Source organism: Streptomyces gelaticus (assembly GCF_014649535.1).
GTDB classification, from domain to species: domain Bacteria; phylum Actinomycetota; class Actinomycetes; order Streptomycetales; family Streptomycetaceae; genus Streptomyces; species Streptomyces gelaticus.
Window position 1 is genome coordinate 275,386 of sequence record NZ_BMTF01000004.1, and the last position, 16,680, is coordinate 292,065.

The 16,680-nt window shown below is 69.2% G+C and carries 13 protein-coding genes; 3 read left to right on the plus strand and 10 right to left on the minus strand.

Annotated features, from left to right (window positions below):
• Positions 1-70: 70 nt before the first annotated feature.
• From IE107_RS08125 to IE107_RS08140, 4 genes are all read right to left on the minus strand, one after another.
• Complete coding sequence (locus IE107_RS08125; protein ID WP_189542608.1) at positions 71-2,110, minus strand: peptidoglycan binding domain-containing protein; 2,040 nt, start codon at positions 2,108-2,110, stop codon at positions 71-73.
• Between the two features lie 175 nt (positions 2,111-2,285).
• Positions 2,286-2,723: a DUF6113 family protein gene (locus tag IE107_RS08130; RefSeq protein WP_189542610.1), complete on the minus strand. Its 438-nt coding sequence runs from the start codon at positions 2,721-2,723 to the stop codon at positions 2,286-2,288.
• The gene (gene mshB, locus IE107_RS08135) at positions 2,720-3,619 is read right to left on the minus strand and encodes an N-acetyl-1-D-myo-inositol-2-amino-2-deoxy-alpha-D-glucopyranoside deacetylase (RefSeq protein WP_189542611.1); all 900 of its coding nucleotides are present in this window, start codon (positions 3,617-3,619) and stop codon (positions 2,720-2,722) included. The genes IE107_RS08130 and mshB overlap by 4 nt, the downstream gene beginning before the upstream one ends.
• Positions 3,620-3,685: 66 nt before the next feature.
• Positions 3,686-3,880 (minus strand): hypothetical protein, encoded by a 195-nt coding sequence (locus IE107_RS08140; RefSeq protein WP_093896879.1) that lies wholly within the window; start codon positions 3,878-3,880, stop codon positions 3,686-3,688.
• 165 nt (positions 3,881-4,045) lie between these two features.
• Between IE107_RS08140 and IE107_RS08145 the strand changes: the two genes are divergently transcribed.
• Entirely contained in the window at positions 4,046-6,178 is a 2,133-nt protein-coding gene (locus tag IE107_RS08145; protein ID WP_189542613.1) for a S9 family peptidase, read from the plus strand.
• A 17-nt stretch (positions 6,179-6,195) separates the two neighbouring features.
• On the opposite strand, the gene IE107_RS08150 is transcribed toward IE107_RS08145, so the two are convergent.
• The 6 genes from IE107_RS08150 to IE107_RS08175 form a co-directional block, all read right to left on the minus strand.
• Entirely contained in the window at positions 6,196-7,149 is a 954-nt protein-coding gene (locus IE107_RS08150) for a hypothetical protein (RefSeq protein WP_229866760.1), read from the minus strand.
• A 245-nt stretch (positions 7,150-7,394) separates the two neighbouring features.
• Positions 7,395-8,639, minus strand: coding sequence for an ABC transporter ATP-binding protein (locus tag IE107_RS08155; protein ID WP_189542617.1), 1,245 nt, complete (start codon positions 8,637-8,639; stop codon positions 7,395-7,397).
• On the minus strand, positions 8,629-9,606 hold the full coding sequence (locus IE107_RS08160) for an ABC transporter ATP-binding protein (protein WP_189542619.1): 978 nt from the start codon (positions 9,604-9,606) through the stop codon (positions 8,629-8,631). The genes IE107_RS08155 and IE107_RS08160 overlap by 11 nt, the downstream gene beginning before the upstream one ends.
• 13 nt (positions 9,607-9,619) lie before the next feature.
• Complete coding sequence (locus tag IE107_RS08165) at positions 9,620-10,594, minus strand: ABC transporter permease (RefSeq protein ID WP_189542621.1); 975 nt, start codon at positions 10,592-10,594, stop codon at positions 9,620-9,622.
• Complete coding sequence (locus IE107_RS08170) at positions 10,587-11,510, minus strand: ABC transporter permease (protein WP_189542623.1); 924 nt, start codon at positions 11,508-11,510, stop codon at positions 10,587-10,589. Before IE107_RS08170 ends, IE107_RS08165 begins: the two co-directional genes overlap by 8 nt.
• A gap of 119 nt (positions 11,511-11,629) precedes the next feature.
• Positions 11,630-13,267: a peptide ABC transporter substrate-binding protein gene (locus IE107_RS08175; protein WP_189542625.1), complete on the minus strand. Its 1,638-nt coding sequence runs from the start codon at positions 13,265-13,267 to the stop codon at positions 11,630-11,632.
• Positions 13,268-13,737: 470 nt separating this feature from the next.
• Between IE107_RS08175 and IE107_RS08180 the strand changes: the two genes are divergently transcribed.
• Complete coding sequence (locus IE107_RS08180; protein ID WP_189542627.1) at positions 13,738-14,766, plus strand: ABC transporter permease; 1,029 nt, start codon at positions 13,738-13,740, stop codon at positions 14,764-14,766.
• A 75-nt stretch (positions 14,767-14,841) separates the two neighbouring features.
• On the plus strand, positions 14,842-16,623 hold the full coding sequence (locus IE107_RS08185) for an ABC transporter substrate-binding protein (RefSeq protein ID WP_189542629.1): 1,782 nt from the start codon (positions 14,842-14,844) through the stop codon (positions 16,621-16,623).
• The last annotated feature ends 57 nt before the right edge of the window (positions 16,624-16,680 follow it).

Consider the following 16,680-nt stretch of genomic DNA (forward strand, 5'->3'; position numbering starts at 1 on the left):
GCCCGGACACGACGCCGCCCCCGGCCGGAACACGGTCGGGGGCGGGTGGTGAGAGTCTGGCCGCCGACGGTCAGCCGTTGCCGGTGAGGCTGATGGTGGCGGTCCGCTCGGCAGGGGTCTTCCCGAGCAGTGCGGTCTGCATGGCGTGCGCCACATCGTCCGCGCTGAGCTGGTGCTTCTTGCCGTCGCCCTTGGTGATCATGATGCCGTCGAAGACGCCGTCGCAGAGGGTGTCGATGGCCTTCTTGTCGTAGTGCTCGACCAGCCGGCCATTGACCGGCACCATCGAGAGGATCTGCGGCAGCGACCGGGCGGGGCCGAACTGGATCTGCTTGGCACCCGCCTTGATGGTGATCAGACCGGACATCGCGGGCTTCGCGAATTCCTTCATCGCCCGGTCCAGTTCGGCCTGGCCGATGGTGGGTTCGCGGGTGGTGACGGGCAGTTGGACGACCTTCGTCCGGCCGGTCTGCACCTGGGCGCGGTACGCGTCGCGCACCGAGGTCATCGACTGGTTGACGTCCAGCGCCTTGCCGGACTTCCCCGGTACGGCGACGGCCTTGCCCGGCTCGAACTTGATCGTGCCGTCGTTGGCCGAGCCGGAGGCACCCGCCAGGTCCGTCAGCGCGACGCCGAGCTTCTCCTCGTCGACCGGGATCACCGGGTCGACGGCGCGCTTGCTGCCGAACAGGGAGCCGATGACGGAGACCGGGTTGTAGTCGCTGCCCGCTGCCGAGCGCACGGTCTCCTGGCTGTCCAGGGAGAGCCCGGCCTTGTCCGGCGCGAGCTGGGTCTTCTTGCCGTCCACGGACAGTTGGAGGGGAGCCACGGCGCGCTTGCCGAGAGCGGCGTCCAGCTTCGTGACGCCCTCCTCCTTCGTGCCGCCGCCGATGTCGACGCCGAGGACGGTGGTGCCCTTGGGGACGTCGGAGTGGTTCATCAGCAGTCCGGCGCCGTACGCGACACCGAGCAGCCCGACGACACCGACGCCGAGGAGGACCAGCTTGGAGCGGCCCTTCTTCTTCGCGGGAGTGGGAGCGGACGCGGACGCCGGTTCGGGGCGCGGGGCCGACGCGGCGGCCGGGCCGCCGGGTCCCGCCGGTCCGGTACCCATCGGGTCGCCCGGAGCGCGGGACGCCGGATCGGGGCGCCCGCCCGGGGGCGTGCCCGGGAAGAGGGACGGCGGCCGGTCCTCCGACGGGACCACGGGGATGCCGCTGGTGAGCGTGTCACCGGAGACGTTGCCTCCGGGCCCGGAGGGCGCCGGACCCGCGAACTGCGGGGTCAGCACCGCCGTGTCGTCGGACATCCGCGGCGTACCACCGGGAGTGCCGGGCCCCTGCGGTCCCGCGGGACCGCTCGTGCCCGACGGGCCGGAGCCGGGTACGCCGAGGTTCGGGGTCAGGGACGAGGTGCCGGTGACCGGACCCGTGGTGGGTCCGGAGGGGCCGGGCGTACGCACTCCGAGGTTCGGCGTGGGACGCGGACCACCGGAGGCGGGGCCCCCGAAGTCGTCGGGGCGGGGTGCGCCCGGCTCGCCCGTGCGCTGCGGGCCGTCCGAGAAGTACGGCAGATCGGCGCGGGGCGGGGTGGGCGCGGTGGGTGTGGCACCCCTGATGCCCTCGGCGCCACCGGCCGTGCCGCCCCCGGCGACCGAGGTGCTCGTGGGGGGCTTGCGCGGGGCGAACCAGTCGCTGCTGCCCTTCTCCTTGGCCGGCTTCTCAGTGGCCGGCTCGGCGGCGGACTCGGTCCGGGCCTCGGCGGCCGACGCGCTGTCCGACCCGGCCGACGCACGGTCCGTCGCGGGCGAACCGGGGCGCGGGATGCTGCCCGTGCGCTCGGCGTCGGCGCTGTCGGCGTCACCCACGGGCGTACGCATGACGACCGGCGGGATGGGACGCGAGCCCGGAATGTTGATCCGGATGCGCGTGGTCAGTGTCGTCTCGGTCCTCGGCTCCTCGGACTGGGACGGGTCCGCAGGCTCCGGGGCATCCTGCGAAGGGTGCAGCGACGGATACTGGCGGGATCCGTACGGCGGCGTCCCCGAGGGGTACGCGGCTCCTCCGCGCCCCTGGGGCCCGGAGGACGAACTGTCAGTTTCACGACTCAAAGCAGGTTCTCCCGATTGGCTCCGCCGCCCGTACTTCCCCCAAGTCGCAGGCCAGGGGACGGCTCGGCGCGCGAACCACCATACTGGCCGCCGCCGACGGACACCCCGCGACCGGGGGAAACGGCTGTACGGCCACCGAACGGACAAGGGGCATTACGGGATCGGACGTGGCACTCTACTTGCCAGGTCGCCCGCTGTCGGCACCGTGTCGGGGCGACCGCGACATGGTGGCACAGATCACAGCGACGGCCATCCCACCCAGCATGAAAAGTGTGAGGCCCAGTTCGTCGCCGAAGACATAGTCGCCTTCCGGGCGCCCGCCGAGCAGAACAACGACCGAAATCAGCCATCCCGCAGCGGGCGCCAGGGCGCCCAGCTGGGTGCCGAAGACCAGGCGTCCGCCGCAGAAGAGCCCGGCGGCGGCCACCAGCGCGAGCAGCAACCCGGCGGGGAACCAGGCGGCTTGGACGAGCGTCCCGGCGATCCCGACGAGCGCGCCCAGCACGGCGAGGCCCGCATAGGCGGCGATCCGCCCGGGGTTGAGGGGCGCGGCGAGGCCGGTGGCCGCGGCGTCCCTGGCGGGGCGCGGTGCTTCCTGCTTGCCGCCGCTCATCGCTCCGCCCCCGCCACGCCCGCGAACAGGTCGTCCTCCCGGACGCCTTGAGGGGCTCCGGAGACGCCGCGCACCAACTCGTAGTACTCGGTGGTGAAGACGGGCTGGCCCAGGTCGTTGGAGAGGGCGAAGAAGGAGCCGTCCACGGCGATCTGGGTGGCATGGGCCCGCATGGCCGCGGCCTTGGCGGCGGCATGGGCCGAGCCGTCGATCTGCGCGGTGATCTCGGAGTCGTCGACCACGCCCGGCACGTCGTCGATGGCGGCGATGCCCGGGAAGGCGTCCGGCGCGGTGGCCCGGAGGCGGGCGAAGCCCTCCTCGGCGACCGTGCGCGGCACCCGGTTCCAGTAGATCTTGGCGATGCGGTGCGGGGCGGCGGTTCCGGCGCGGTACGCGGGGTCGGCGGCGAGGTCCGCGGCGCGCATCGCGACGCGGTGCGCCTGGATGTGGTCGGGGTGTCCGTAGCCGCCGTCGGGGTCGTAGGTGACCAGGACCTGTGGGCGCACCTCGCGGATGACCTCCACCAGGTGTCCGGCGGCGTCGTCCACGTCGGCGGCCCAGAAGGCGCCGGGGCGATGGTTCTGCTCGGCGCCCATCATTCCGGAGTCGCGGAAGCGGCCGGACCCGCCGAGGAGCCGGTGGTCGGAGACCCCCAGTTCCTTCATCGCCGCGTCGAGTTCGCCCCGGCGGTACGGGCCCAGGGTGTCGTCCCGGTCGGCCGCGAGATGGGCGAGCGAGGGCGGGATGACCTCGCCCTCCTCGCCGAGTGTGCAGGTCACCAGGGTGACCTGGGCACCCTCGGCCGCGTACTTGGCCATGGTGGCGCCGTTGTTGATCGACTCGTCGTCGGGGTGCGCGTGCACCAGGAGGAGGCGCCGGGCGGGATGGTCCGTCATGGGGACCACCCTACGAGCCGGTCGCACCGATCACCGCCCGCGCACGTTCCGCCGACGAGCCGGGCCTCAGAACTTGAGGCTTCCGATCATGCCGGCCACATTCGTGGTCAGGTTCGAGATGCTCGGCGCGATCGACGAGCTGGCGAGATAGAAACCGAGCAGTGCGCAGACCACCGCATGTCCGCCCTTCAGTCCGGATTTCCGGATCAGCAGGAAGACGACGATCGCCAGCAGCACCACCGCCGAAATCGAGAGTGCCACGGCGGTTCACCTCCATCAGTACGGTCGGGACGGGCAGCACACATGGAGCCAGCAGGTTCTTACCCACCGAGCGCTACGGATCATAACTATCCGTGGCACCGCATTGATCGGGGCACAGCAGCACGAGGGGCGCACGACCGGGCGGTCGGGGACTAGGTTCGGCACATGACTTCGCAGCAGATTTCCTTTCCCCGCCAGCACGCCAGGACGATGCGATTCACTCTGGGCGCCCCTCGGTCGTTCACCGTTTCACCCGACGGAGAGCGGGTGATCTTCCTCCGGTCGGGCTCCGGTACGGACCGTTCGGGCCGGCTGTGGGTGCTCGACCTGCCGAAGGGCGGATCCCCGAAGGAGCGCGTGGTGGCGGATCCCGGGGCCCTGCTGGGGGGTTCGACGGAGCGGCTGTCGGCGCAGGAGCGGGCCCGCCGCGAGCGCAGCCGCGAGGGGGCCTCGGGGATCGTCGGCTACGCGGTCGACGCGGCGGCCGAGTTGGCCGCCTTCGCGCTCTCCGGGAAGGTGTACGTCGCCGAGCTACGGGCGGGTACGGCACGTGCGCTGCCGGTTCCGGGCCCGGTGATCGACCCGCGACCGTCACCGGACGGACGACACATCGCATATGTGTCCAAGGGCGCGCTGCGCGTCGTGGGCGCCGAGGGCGAGGGGGACCGGGCGCTCGCCGAGCCGGACGGGGACGATGTCTCGTACGGACTCGCGGAGTTCATCGCGGCCGAGGAGATGCAGCGCTCGCGGGGCTTCTGGTGGTCGCCGGAGTCGGACCGGCTGCTGGTCGCCCGGGTCGACAACAGCCCTGTGCGGCGGTGGTGGATCGCGGATCCCGCGCATCCGGACCGCAGGCCCGCCGAGGTCGCGTACCCGGCGGCGGGGACGCCCAACGCCGAGGTGCGGCTCTTCGTGCTGGGCCTGGACGGCACCCGTACCGAGGTGGTCTGGGACCGGGTGCGCCACCCCTATCTGGCGCAGGTGCACTGGTCGTCGGACGGGGCGCCGCTGCTGCTCGTGCAGTCCCGCGACCAGCGGAGCCACCTCTTCCTCGCGGTGGATCCGGAGACCGGTTCGACGCGGACGGTGCACGCCGACGAGGACCCGGTTTGGCTGGAAATCTTCCCCGGGGTGCCCGCCTGGGCCCCGGACGGACGGCTGGTGCGGATCGCGGACGAGGGCGGGGCCCGGGTGCTCGCGGTCGGCGACCGGTTGCTGACCGGGGCGCAGTTGCAGCTCAGGGCGGTGCTGGACATCGGTGATTCGGACATCCTGGTGGCGGCCTCGGCCGGTGAGGAGGCGACGGAACCGGAGATCGGCGAGACCCATGTCTACCGGGTCAACGAACTGGGCGTGGAGCGGGTCTCCGAGGGGCCCGGGGTGCACTCGGCGGTCCGCGCGGGCGAGGTGACCGTGCTGGTCACGCACTCCCCGGAGTGGCCGGGGGCCCGTGCCGAGGTGTTCCGGGACGGCAAGCCGGTCGCCGTCGTGGCGAGCCATGCCGAGGAGCCGGTGCTCTCCGCGCGGGTCCACCTCACCGAGGGGGGCGCACGGCGAATTCCGTGCGCCGTGCTGCTCCCCGAGGGGTACAAGGAGTCGGACGGTCCGCTTCCGGTACTGATGGATCCGTACGGTGGACCGCACGGCCGCCGGGTGGTCGCCGCGCACAATCCGCATCTGACGTCGCAGTGGTTCGCGAACCAGGGCTTCGCGGTCGTGGTCGCGGACGGCCGGGGTACACCGGGCCGTTCGCCGGGCTGGGAGAAGGCGGTCAAGAACAACCTCCTGCTCACCGTGGACGACCAGGTCGAGGCGCTGCACGCGCTCGCGGACCGGTTTCCGCTGGACCTCGGCAAGGTCGCGATCCGCGGCTGGTCGTTCGGCGGATATCTGGCGGCCCTGGCCGTGCTGCGGCGGCCCGATGTCTTCCACACGGCGGTGGTCGGCGCCCCGGTGACGGACCAGCGGCTCTACGACACCCATTACACCGAGCGTTATCTAGGTGACCCGGCGGAGCAGCCCGAGGTGTACGCGCACAACTCGGTGATCACGGACGAGGGGCTCTCCGAGGCCGCGGACCAGGTGCGGCCGATGATGATCGTCCACGGTCTCGCGGACGACAACGTGGTGGTCGCGCACTCGCTCCGGCTGTCGTCGGCGCTGCTCTCGGCCGGGCGCCCGCACGAGGTGCTGCCGCTCAGCGGGGTGACGCACATGACGCCGCAGGAGCAGGTGGCGGAGAACCTGCTCCTGCTCCAGGTCGACTTCCTGAAGCGGTCGTTGGGGCTCGGCGACTGATCCGGCCGGCCTCCCCGTCACCAGCCGGGCGGCGGCTGGGACGGGGGCGGCGGCCCGAAGACGCCGGGTTGCGGAATGCCGTACCCCTGCCCGTAGCCCTGATGCGGCGGGGCGGGGGGCGCTTCCGGGCCCGGCCGAGCCAGCGCCAGCAGCACCACGGCTCCGGCGATCACCTCGAAGAACCCGGTCAGCACGGTAAGTTGGTCCTCGACGTGCAGATCGCCGAAGTGGTCCAGCAGCTCGTAGTGCACCGTGCGGACCACCCCCAGCACCCCGCCGACCAGCAGCAGGGCGGCGGCGATCAGGCCGAACGGCCGCGCGTGCACGGCGCGCGGGAGCCCGCTCACCCCCGCGAACAGGCAGAGCAGCACCAGGACCGCCGAGAACCATCCGGGCGGCGGGTCGATCAGCCCCTGCATGACCCGTTCCCCGCCCACGATCCAGTCGGGGTAGATGTCCGGGATCCGCACCGCCTGGCGGATCTCCCAGGCGATCACGACCGCGCCCGCCGCACCGAGGAACAGGAAGGCGATCACGCCCGCGCCCTGCCCGGGCCGGGCCGGGAGGCGTTCGGAGAAGTCGCGCGCCGCCCTGCGGCCGGCCCCCGCGGTGATGATCAGCGCGATGCCCGCCGCGAGCGCCACGAAGGCGCAGAGCAGGGCCCGGGTGCGCAGGTCGTCGGTGAACCGGGCGTTCATCCGGGACTCGCCTATGTTCCAGAGTCCGGGCAGCCGCAGGACGATGGTGACCGCTCCGGTCGCGACCAGCACCGCGGCGGCCGCCGAGGAGCGCAGGGCCGCGACGGCGGCGCAGAGGTACACCACGAACAGCACCACGTCGTACGCCGAGGTGGTGGGCAGCACGGGGAGCCGTGCGTCGTAGTAGCCGGCCCAGTAGCGCCACAGCGGTCCGAAGTCGTCGGCCGCCCTGATGTCCCGTACGAGCCAGCCCGCGACGATCAACGCGAGCACGGCGCAGAGAACGGCACCGGTGACCCTTGCCCCCCGAGTGAGTATCACCCGAGCGATACTCCACCGTGCCTGTCCGTCGGACAAGGGGTTCACCGGCGTGGTGCGCGAACGGGCAACCGGCCGGGAGGACTTGGCGGCCTCCCGGCCGGTACGCGACACCCGCGCGGGCCGTACCCGGACATGCCGTCCGGTCCGTGTACCGGACGTGGGGCGGCCCCGTTGCCCGCGCCTTGACGCGTCCGGGCTCAGCCGGCCCGGGTGCTCCCGGACGGGGCCGGCCCGTTCTCCCCGTCCACATCCTGCGACGGGCCGCCCTCCGCCTCCGTCTCCGTCTCCCCCGCCGTCTCCCCCGGCATCTCCAGCAGCCCCTCGGGCGGCACCACCTGCTTCTCCTCCGCGAAGTGGCAGGCCGAGTCGTGCCCGGCCGGTGATTCGGTCAGCCGGAAGACGGCCGGAACCGCCAGCAGCGGCACCTCCAGTTCGCACCGCTCCTGCGCCTTCCAGCACCGGGTGCGGAAGCGGCAGCCCGAGGGCGGGTTGGCGGGCGAGGGGACGTCGCCGTGCAGGATGATCCGCTCCCGGTGCTCGCGGGCCGCCGGGTCCGGCACCGGGACGGCGGAGAGCAGCGCCTGGGTGTACGGATGGGTGGGGTGCTCGTAGATCTGCTCGTCGGAGCCGATCTCGACGATCCGGCCCAGATACATCACCCCGACCCGGTCGGAGATGTGCCGGACGATCGAGAGGTCGTGCGCGATGAAGACGTAGGCGAGCCCGAACTCCGCCTGGAGCCGGTCCAGCAGGTTGACCACCTGCGCCTGTACGGAGACGTCGAGGGCGGAGACGGGTTCGTCGGCGACGATGATCTCGGGGTTCAGGGCCAGCCCGCGGGCGATGCCGATGCGCTGGCGCTGGCCGCCGGAGAACTGGTGCGGATAGCGGTTGATGTACTCCGGGTTGAGCCCGACCACGTCCAGCAGGTCCTGGACCTTGCGGCGCCGCTCCCCCTTCGGGGCCACCTCGGGGTGGATCTCGTACGGCTCCCCGATGATGTCGCCGACGGTCATGCGCGGGTTGAGCGAGGTGTACGGGTCCTGGAACACCATCTGGATGTTGCGGCGCACGGCCTTCAGGGCGCGCCCCGACAGCCTGGTGATGTCCTCGCCCTTGTACTTGATCGCGCCGGCCGTGGGCTGTTCCAGATGCACCAGCATCTTCGCCACGGTCGACTTGCCGCAGCCGGACTCCCCCACGATGCCGAGCGTCTCGCCCGCCGCCAGGTCGAAGGAGACCCCGTCGACCGCCTTGACCGTGCCGATCTGCTTCTTGATCACGATGCCCTGGGTCAGCGGGTAGTGCTTGACCAGGTCGCGGACCTCCAGGATCGGCTCGCCGCCCGCCGCGGCGGACCCGGCCCGTGACGTGGCGAGCGGCGCGCGGGCCTTCTCGCCCTCTTCGCGCGCTTCCTCGCGCCCCGAGTGGTCAGCGTGCATCGAGCGTCTCCTTCCAGAAGTAGCAGGCGCTCTCGCGGTGCTCGGCCACCTCGAACAGCGGCGGCACCTCGCCCCGGCAGATCTCCTGGGCCATCGGGCAGCGCGGGTTGAAGGCGCAGCCGGGCGGGATGTGCAGCAGGTTGGGCGGCAGGCCCTTGATCGCGTACAGCTCCCGGCCCTTCTGGTCCAGGCGCGGGATCGACCGGAGCAGGCCCTTGGTGTACGGGTGGGCGGGTGCCCGGTAGATCTCGTGGACCGGGGCGGATTCGACGATCCGGCCCGCGTACATCACGGCGATCTTGTCGGCGACGTCCGCGACCACGCCCAGGTCGTGGGTGATCAGGATCAGGCCCATGTTCAGCTCGCGCTGGAGCTCGGCGAGCAGATCCATCACCTGGGCCTGGACGGTCACGTCGAGGGCGGTGGTGGGTTCGTCCGCGATGATCAGCGAGGGCTCCAGCGCCATCGCCATGGCGATCATGATGCGCTGGCGCATGCCGCCGGAGAACTGGTGCGGGTAGTTGCCGACGCGTTCCTTCGCCGCCGGGATGCGTACCCGGTCCATCAGCTCGACGGCCTTCAGCTTGGCGTCCTTGTGGGACATACCCCGGTGCACGACGAACATCTCGCCGAGCTGCTCCCCCACGCTGAGCACGGGGTTGAGCGAGGAGAGCGCGTCCTGGAAGATCATGGCCATCTCCTGGCCGCGGATCTTCCGGCGCTCGTCCTTCTTCATCTTCAGCAGGTCGCGGCCCTTGAAGAGGATCTCGCCGCCGCCGATCTTCCCCGGGGGCATGTCGAGGATGCCCATGACGGCCTGGGCGGTGACGGACTTGCCGGAGCCGGACTCGCCGAGGACGGCCAGTGTCTCGCCCTCGGCCACCGAGTAGTTGACCCCGTTGACGGCCTTGGCGACGCCTTCGCGGGTGTGGAACTCCACGTGCAGATCGCGCACTTCGAGCAACATGGCAGCGGGCTCCTCAGCGCAGCTTGGGGTCGAGGGCGTCGCGCACCGCGTCGCCGAGCATGATGAAGGCGAGCACGGTGACCGCCAGGGCACCGGCGGGCCAGAGCAGCATGTGCGGGGCGTTGCGGATGTACTGGGACGCGGCGGAGATGTCGATGCCCCAGGAGACGGCCGGCGGTTTCAGACCGACACCGAGGAACGAGAGCGTCGCCTCCAGCGAGATGTACGTACCGAGCGCGATGGTCGCGACGACGATCACCGGCGCGACGGCGTTGGGGGCGACGTGGCGCAGCATCATCCGTGTGTTGGAGGCGCCGAGCGCCCGTGCCGCCTGGACGTAGTCGTTCTGTTTGGCGGTGATCACGGAACCCCGGGCGATCCGGGCGACCTGCGGCCAGCCCAGGAGCACGATGAAGCCGATCACCGGCCAGACGGTGGAGCTGACGACCACGGAGAGGAAGACGAGGCCGCCGAGGACCACCGGGATGCCGAAGAAGACATCGGTGATGCGGGAGAGGACCGAGTCCCACCAGCCGCCGAAGAATCCGGCCAGGCCGCCGAGGACGCCGCCGAGCAGGGTGACGCCCAGGGTGGCGCAGACGCCGACGGTCACCGAGTTCCTGGCCCCGTAGACGGTACGGGTGTAGACGTCGCAGCCCTGTCCGTCGAAGCCGAAGGGGTGACCGGGCTGCGAGCCCTCCTGGGCCTTGCCCAGGTTGCAGTTGAGGGGGTCCTGGTCCGCGATCAGCGACGGCCAGATCGAGATGATCACCAGGAAGAGGATGACGAGGGAGGAGATGAGGAAGACCGGGTTGCGGCGCAGGTCCCGCCAGGCGTCGGACCACAGGCTGTGCGGCTTCTCGGCGGGGCCGGTGCCCTCGGGGCCGCCCGGTGTCCTTTCGAGGGTCGTGCCCTCTTCCAGGGCGAGGTCCATCACACCTCCTGCTCCGGCCGACGAGATCGCCTCGTCCGGTGTCTGCTCAGGCATAGCGGATCCTCGGGTCGAGAACGGCGTACAACAGGTCGACGATCAGGTTGGCCGCCAGGAAGACGAGGACGAGGATGGTGACGAAGCCGACGACGGTCTGGGAGTTCTGGCGCAGGATGCCCTGGTAGAGCTGGTAGCCGACGCCGTGGATGTTGAAGATCCGCTCCGTGACGATCGCCCCGCCCATCAGGGCGCCCACGTCCGTACCGATGAAGGTGACGACCGGGATCAGCGAGTTGCGCAGCAGATGCCGGATGACGACGCGGCGCCTGGGCAGCCCCTTGGCGACGGCGGTGCGGACGTAGTCGGCGCGGGCGTTCTCGGCGATCGAGGTCCGGGTGAGCCGGGTGACGTACGCCAGGGAGACCGAGGCGAGGACGAGCCCGGGTACCAGCAGCTCGTTGAAGGGGGCCTCCGGCGATACGGAGGGTTTGATGACGCCCCACTCGACTCCGAGGAGGAGCTGGAGCAGCAGGCCGGTGACGAAGGTCGGGATGGAGATGACGACCAGGGTCAGGATGAGCACGGTGGTGTCGACGGGGCGGCCGCGGCGCAGGCCGGTGACGACCCCGAGGCTGATGCCGATGACGATCTCGAAGACGATGGCGACGACGGTGAGCCGGATCGTGACGGGGAAGGCGGTGGCCATCAGCTCGGTGACCTTCTGCCCGTTGAACGCGGTGCCGAAGTCGCCGGTGAAGACATTGCCCATGTAGGTGAGGTATTGCTGCCAGACGGGCTTGTCGAGGCCGAATTCGGAGCGGAGTTGGGCTGCGGTCGCCGGATCGCACTGGCGTTCACCGCAGAGGCCCGCGATGGGGTCACCCATCACGTTCACCATGAGAAAGATCAACAGCGTGGTGCCGAAGAAGACCGGGATCATCTGCAGCAGCCGCCGGATCACATAACGTCCCATTGAAGGGCTCCGGGGGTCGCGATGGTCAGAGGCGCGGGGGCTGGGGAGTGACGCGTCGAGGGGATGCGGAAGCCGGACGGCCGGTGCCGGGAACGCACCGGCCACCCGGCCTCAACGGGTCACTTGACCTTGATCTGCTCGTACACCGGGACGCTGAACTGGTTCAGCGACACATTGGTGATCCGTTCCGAGTAGCCGGCGCTGCCGTTCTGGTACCAGAGCGGGATCACGGGCATCTGCGCGGCCAGGACCTTCTCCGCGTCCTGGAAGGTCGTCACGGCCTTGGCCTTGTCGGACTCGGCGTTGGCCTTGTCGACGAGCCCGTCGAACTGCTTGTTGCTCCACTTGCCGTCGTTGGACGAGGCGTCGGTGTAGTACACCGGCTGCAGGAAGTTCTGGATGAGCGGGTAGTCCATCTGCCAGCCGGCCCGCCAGGCACCGGTGAGCTTCTGCTGCGAGACCTGGCTGCGGAAGTCGGCGAAGGTGCCGACCGGGGCGCCGACGCACGCCTTGTTGTTGCCCAGCGCCTTGTTGATGCTGTTGCAGACGGCGTCGACCCACTCCTTGTGGGAGCCGGTGTCGGCGTTGTACGAGATCTTGAGCTGGCCGCCGGGGATGCCGCCGCCCTCCTGGACCAGCTTCTTGGCGTTCGCCGCGTTGTACTCGCAGGGCGCCCCGCACAGCCCCTTCTTGAAGCCGCCCTCCTCGCCGAGGACCGGGGAGGTCCAGTCGGAGGCGGGGGTGCGGGTCTTCTGGAAGATCTGATCGGTGATCTGCTGACGGTTGATCGCCATCGACAGGCCCTGGCGGACCTTGACTCCGCCGGGGGTGTCCCACTTCTTTTCGTAGAAGGGGAAGGCGATGGTCTGGATGATGCCGGCCGGGGTGTTGATGTACCGGTCGCCGAGGTCCGCCTTGACGTTCTTCAGCTGCGAGGCGGGCACGTCGTCGACGAGGTCGAGGTTGCCGGCCGTCAGGTCCGTGTAGGCGGTGTTGTTGTCGGTGTAGACCTTGAGGTCGATGCCGCCGTTCTGCGCCTTGTCGTCCCCGGGGTACTTGTCCCACTTGCGCAGGCTCATCGACGAGCCCTTGGTGTACTTGTCCACGGTGTACGGGCCGTTGCCGATGGGCTTGGACACCCAGGCGGCGTGGTCGGTGAAGAAGGCCTGCGGCAGCGGGGCGAAGGCCGGGTAGCCGAGGGTGTCGGGCCACAGCGAGAACTTCTGCGACAGCTTGACCGTGAACGTCCTGGCATCGACGGCCTTGAGGCCGGAGAGCTTGTCGGCCGTGGCGCTGCCGGTGTCGGGGTGGACCTTGTCGTAACCCTCGATGTATCCGAAGAAGTAGGCGTTCTTCTGATTGTTCTTCAGCAGGGCGCCGTAGTTCCAGGCGTCCACGAACGACTTGGCGGTGACCTTCTCGCCGTTGCTGAAGGTCCAGCCGTCCTTCACGGTGACCGTGAAGTTCTGGTTGTCCTTGGTCTCGATCTTCTCGGCGAGCATGTCGGTGGCCGCGCCGGTCTTCGGGTCGTACCTCTTGAGCCCCCGGAAGATCATGTCGAGGACCTTGCCGCCCTGCACCTCATTGGTGTTGGCGGGTTCGAGCGGGTTCTGCGGGTCACCCCAGGAAGAGCTCACGATTCCGTTCGCCCCACCGCCACCACCGCCGCTGCTGCTGCCCCCTCCGCCGCATGCCGTCGCCGCCAGGGCGACGACCACCGCACATGCGGCCCACCTGGCCTGTGTGGCTCCGCGCATGGAGTGCCTCCTCGTAGTGCTCCGTCTCACTTACGGTCAAATATCACCGCACAAGGGGCATCACGCACATTTACTCCACCCATTCGGGCGCGTCGGGGCCGATTCGAGTGGCACTTCGCGCGCGAAGGGGATCCAGGCGCGGACCTGACAGACACCGGAGCGATAACGGCCGCGCATCGAATGCATATCGACCACGAACCGGTCTGATCGGATGTACGAATTCCGAGACAACCACGCCCGCATATCGGACTCATTGCCGGACTTCACCCGTTAAGTCGCGAACACACCTTCGAAAAAGCCAAACGGAAGCAAAGCCACGCCCGTGATCGAGTCATGGATTGGTCAAATTTCCAAAGAGCACACCAAGGGCGTCAGACATTCATTGACCCTGCATGAATTGCGTTGAAAAAGTCCGGGTAGCCCGTAGGTGCTGCCCTGCGGAGTCCTTCACCCTCCGGGCCAGGAGCACCATGACGATTCCAACGCCGCAAGCTGCCACCCCTGTTGAGGTGGAGGACGCCAAGCCGCAGTCCATAGCCGGCCCGTCCGCGGTCAAGGGCGGCGACGGCCGCTCGCCGGGCAAGATGGCCTGGCTGCGATTCAAGCGCGACCGTACGGGCGTGATTTCAGCCTATGTGGTCATTTTCTTCTTCGTGATCGCCATCTGCGCGCCACTGATCGCGAAGCTGTACGGCAAGGACCCGTACACCACGTACGGACAGAACGAACCCGGCCTGCTGGACGACTTCGGTTCCCCGATGCTGCCCAACGGCGGTATCAGCGGCGACTTCTGGTTCGGCATCGAGCCCGGACTCGGCCGGGACGTCTTCACCTTCCTGCTCTACGGCATCCGCAACTCGCTGCTCATCGCCGCGGCAACCACCTTGCTGGTGACGGTGATCGGCATCGCCGTCGGTATCACCGCGGGCTATCTGGGCGGCAAGACCGACTACCTCGTGGGCCGGGTCATCGACATCCTGCTGGCCTTCCCCTCCACGCTCTTCTTCATCGCCTTCTGGCCGGTGATGCTCTCGATCCTGGTCCCTCCGGACGAGAACACCCCGGTCTGGCTGACCGTCGTCAGCCTCATCTCGGTCATGACGGCCTTCGGCTGGGCATCCATCGCACGACTGCTGCGCGGCGAGGTACTCGCCCTGCGCGAACGCGAGTTCGTCGAGGCGGCGAAGGTGACCGGTGCCTCCCCGGCACGGATCATCTTCAAGGAGCTGCTGCCCAACCTCTGGACGCCGATCCTCATCCAGGCCACGCTCGCGCTGCCCGCCTACGTCACGGCGGAAGCAGGTCTCGCCTTCCTCGGCGTCGGACTCACCGACCCGACACCCGACTGGGGCGTGATGATCCAGCGCGGATCGGACGTCTACCAGAGCGACATCACGTTCATGCTCTTCCCCGGCGTCGCGATGGTGGTCTTCGTCATCGCCTTCAACCTGCTGGGTGACTCGGTCCGTGACGCACTGGACCCGAAGACCAAGCGCTGAACCGCACTTCCTCCGGCCGGGCGACGGGGCCCACCGGATCGATCGTTTTCTCTCCCTCGACCAGAGCAGGAAGCCATGTCCCTTTCCCGCAGAAACTTCGTCATCGCCACGTCGGTCGCGGCCGGCGGTTCGATGGTCCTCTCCGCGTGCAGCAGCGGCAGCTCGACCAAGAAGGGCGGCAGCGCCGGACACGGCGGTGCCGACAAGTACACCGGCTCGGTCGTGGTCGGCACGAAGGCCGACTCCACGGGTCCGGCCGCCGAGATACCGGGGGCGAAGAAGGGCGGCACGATCCGCGGCCTCGCCCCGGACGACTTCTCGCACCTGGACCCGCAGCGCATCTACTTCTCGTGGAACTCCGCGGTCGGTGACCTCTTCATCCGCTGCCTGACCGGTTACAAGATCGCGGCGGACGGCTCGATGAAGCTGGTCGGCGACCTCGCCACCGACGCAGGCACCATGTCCGACGGCGGCAAGACCTGGACCTTCACCCTGAAGGAAGGTCTGAAGTGGGAGGACGGCAAGGAACTCACCATCGCCGACGTCCGCCACGGCATCGAGCGCGGCTTCGCCAGCTTCACCACCGAGGGTGCGGGCTACACCCAGACCGCGCTGACCGGCACGGCCGACTACCGCTCGAAGTACAAGGGCCCGTTCAGCGGCAAGCACCTCGACTCGGTCGTGACCGACGACAAGGCCAGGACGATCACCTTCAAGCTGGCCGAGGCCCGCCCGGACCTCAACTTCACCCTGGCGATGACCTCCTACGGCGCCGTCCCGGTCAAGGGCGACACCAAGGAGAAGTACGACAAGGACCCGGTCAGCTGCGGCCCGTACCGCATCAAGGCGCACTCCATCGACAAGTCGATGACGCTGGTGCGCAACCCGCACTGGGACCCCGACAAGGACTCGATCCGCAACGCGTACCCGGACAGCTTCGTCTACGAGTTCGGGCCCGAGGCCCTGCAGGCCGCCGACCGTCTGATAGCCGACGACGGCGACGACAAGTACGCGATCATGGCGTACAGCGGCGTCCCGGCCGAGCGCATCCAGAAGGTCCTCACCGACCCCGAGCTGAAGAAGCGGACCTTCAACGGCCTGCTGACCGGCATCTACTACTACGCGATCAACACCAAGCGGATCACGGACCTGAAGGTCCGTCAGGCCATCATCCACGCCTGGCCGCTGGAGCAGATCCGCAAGATCTACGGTGGCCCCTCGGCCGGTGACTACGCCACGTCCATCCTGAGCCCCGACATCCTGGGCTACGCCAAGGACGACGTCTACGGCAAGCTGAAGAAGCCGCAGGGCGACCCGGAGGCGGCGAAGAAGCTGCTGAAGGAGGCCGGCAAGGAGGGCCAGAAGGTCGTCTACGCCTTCCCCACGAGCAACATCTACAACAAGACCAAGGTCGTCATCGAGAACGCCCTCAAGGCGGCCGGCTTCACCCCGGTCATGAAGCCGCTGGACTCCACCAGCTACTACGACCAGATCCAGCAGATCGACAACCAGTTCGACGTGATGTGGTTCGGCTGGTCCCCGGACTGGCCGACCGGCTACACGCTGATGCAGCCGCTCTTCGACGGCGGCACCATCGCCAACGGTGCCAACAACATCTCGCAGCTGAACGTCGACTGGGTCAACGAGGCCATCAAGAAGAACGTCGTCATCGCCGACCCGAAGGAGGCCGGAAAGGCCTGGGCCGCGCTGGACAAGCGGATCATGACGGAGGAGGCGCCGATCATCCCCGAGACGTTCCAGCGCCGTTTCTACCTCCACGGCGAGAAGGTCGGCGGCGCGATGTTCCACCCGCAGTACTCCTCGGCCGTCTTCTACAAGCTGTTCGTGAAGGCCTGACGCCGACACTCCCGAGGCGGGGCGCCCCTGCGGCGCCCCGCCCGCTCCCCTCCCCCT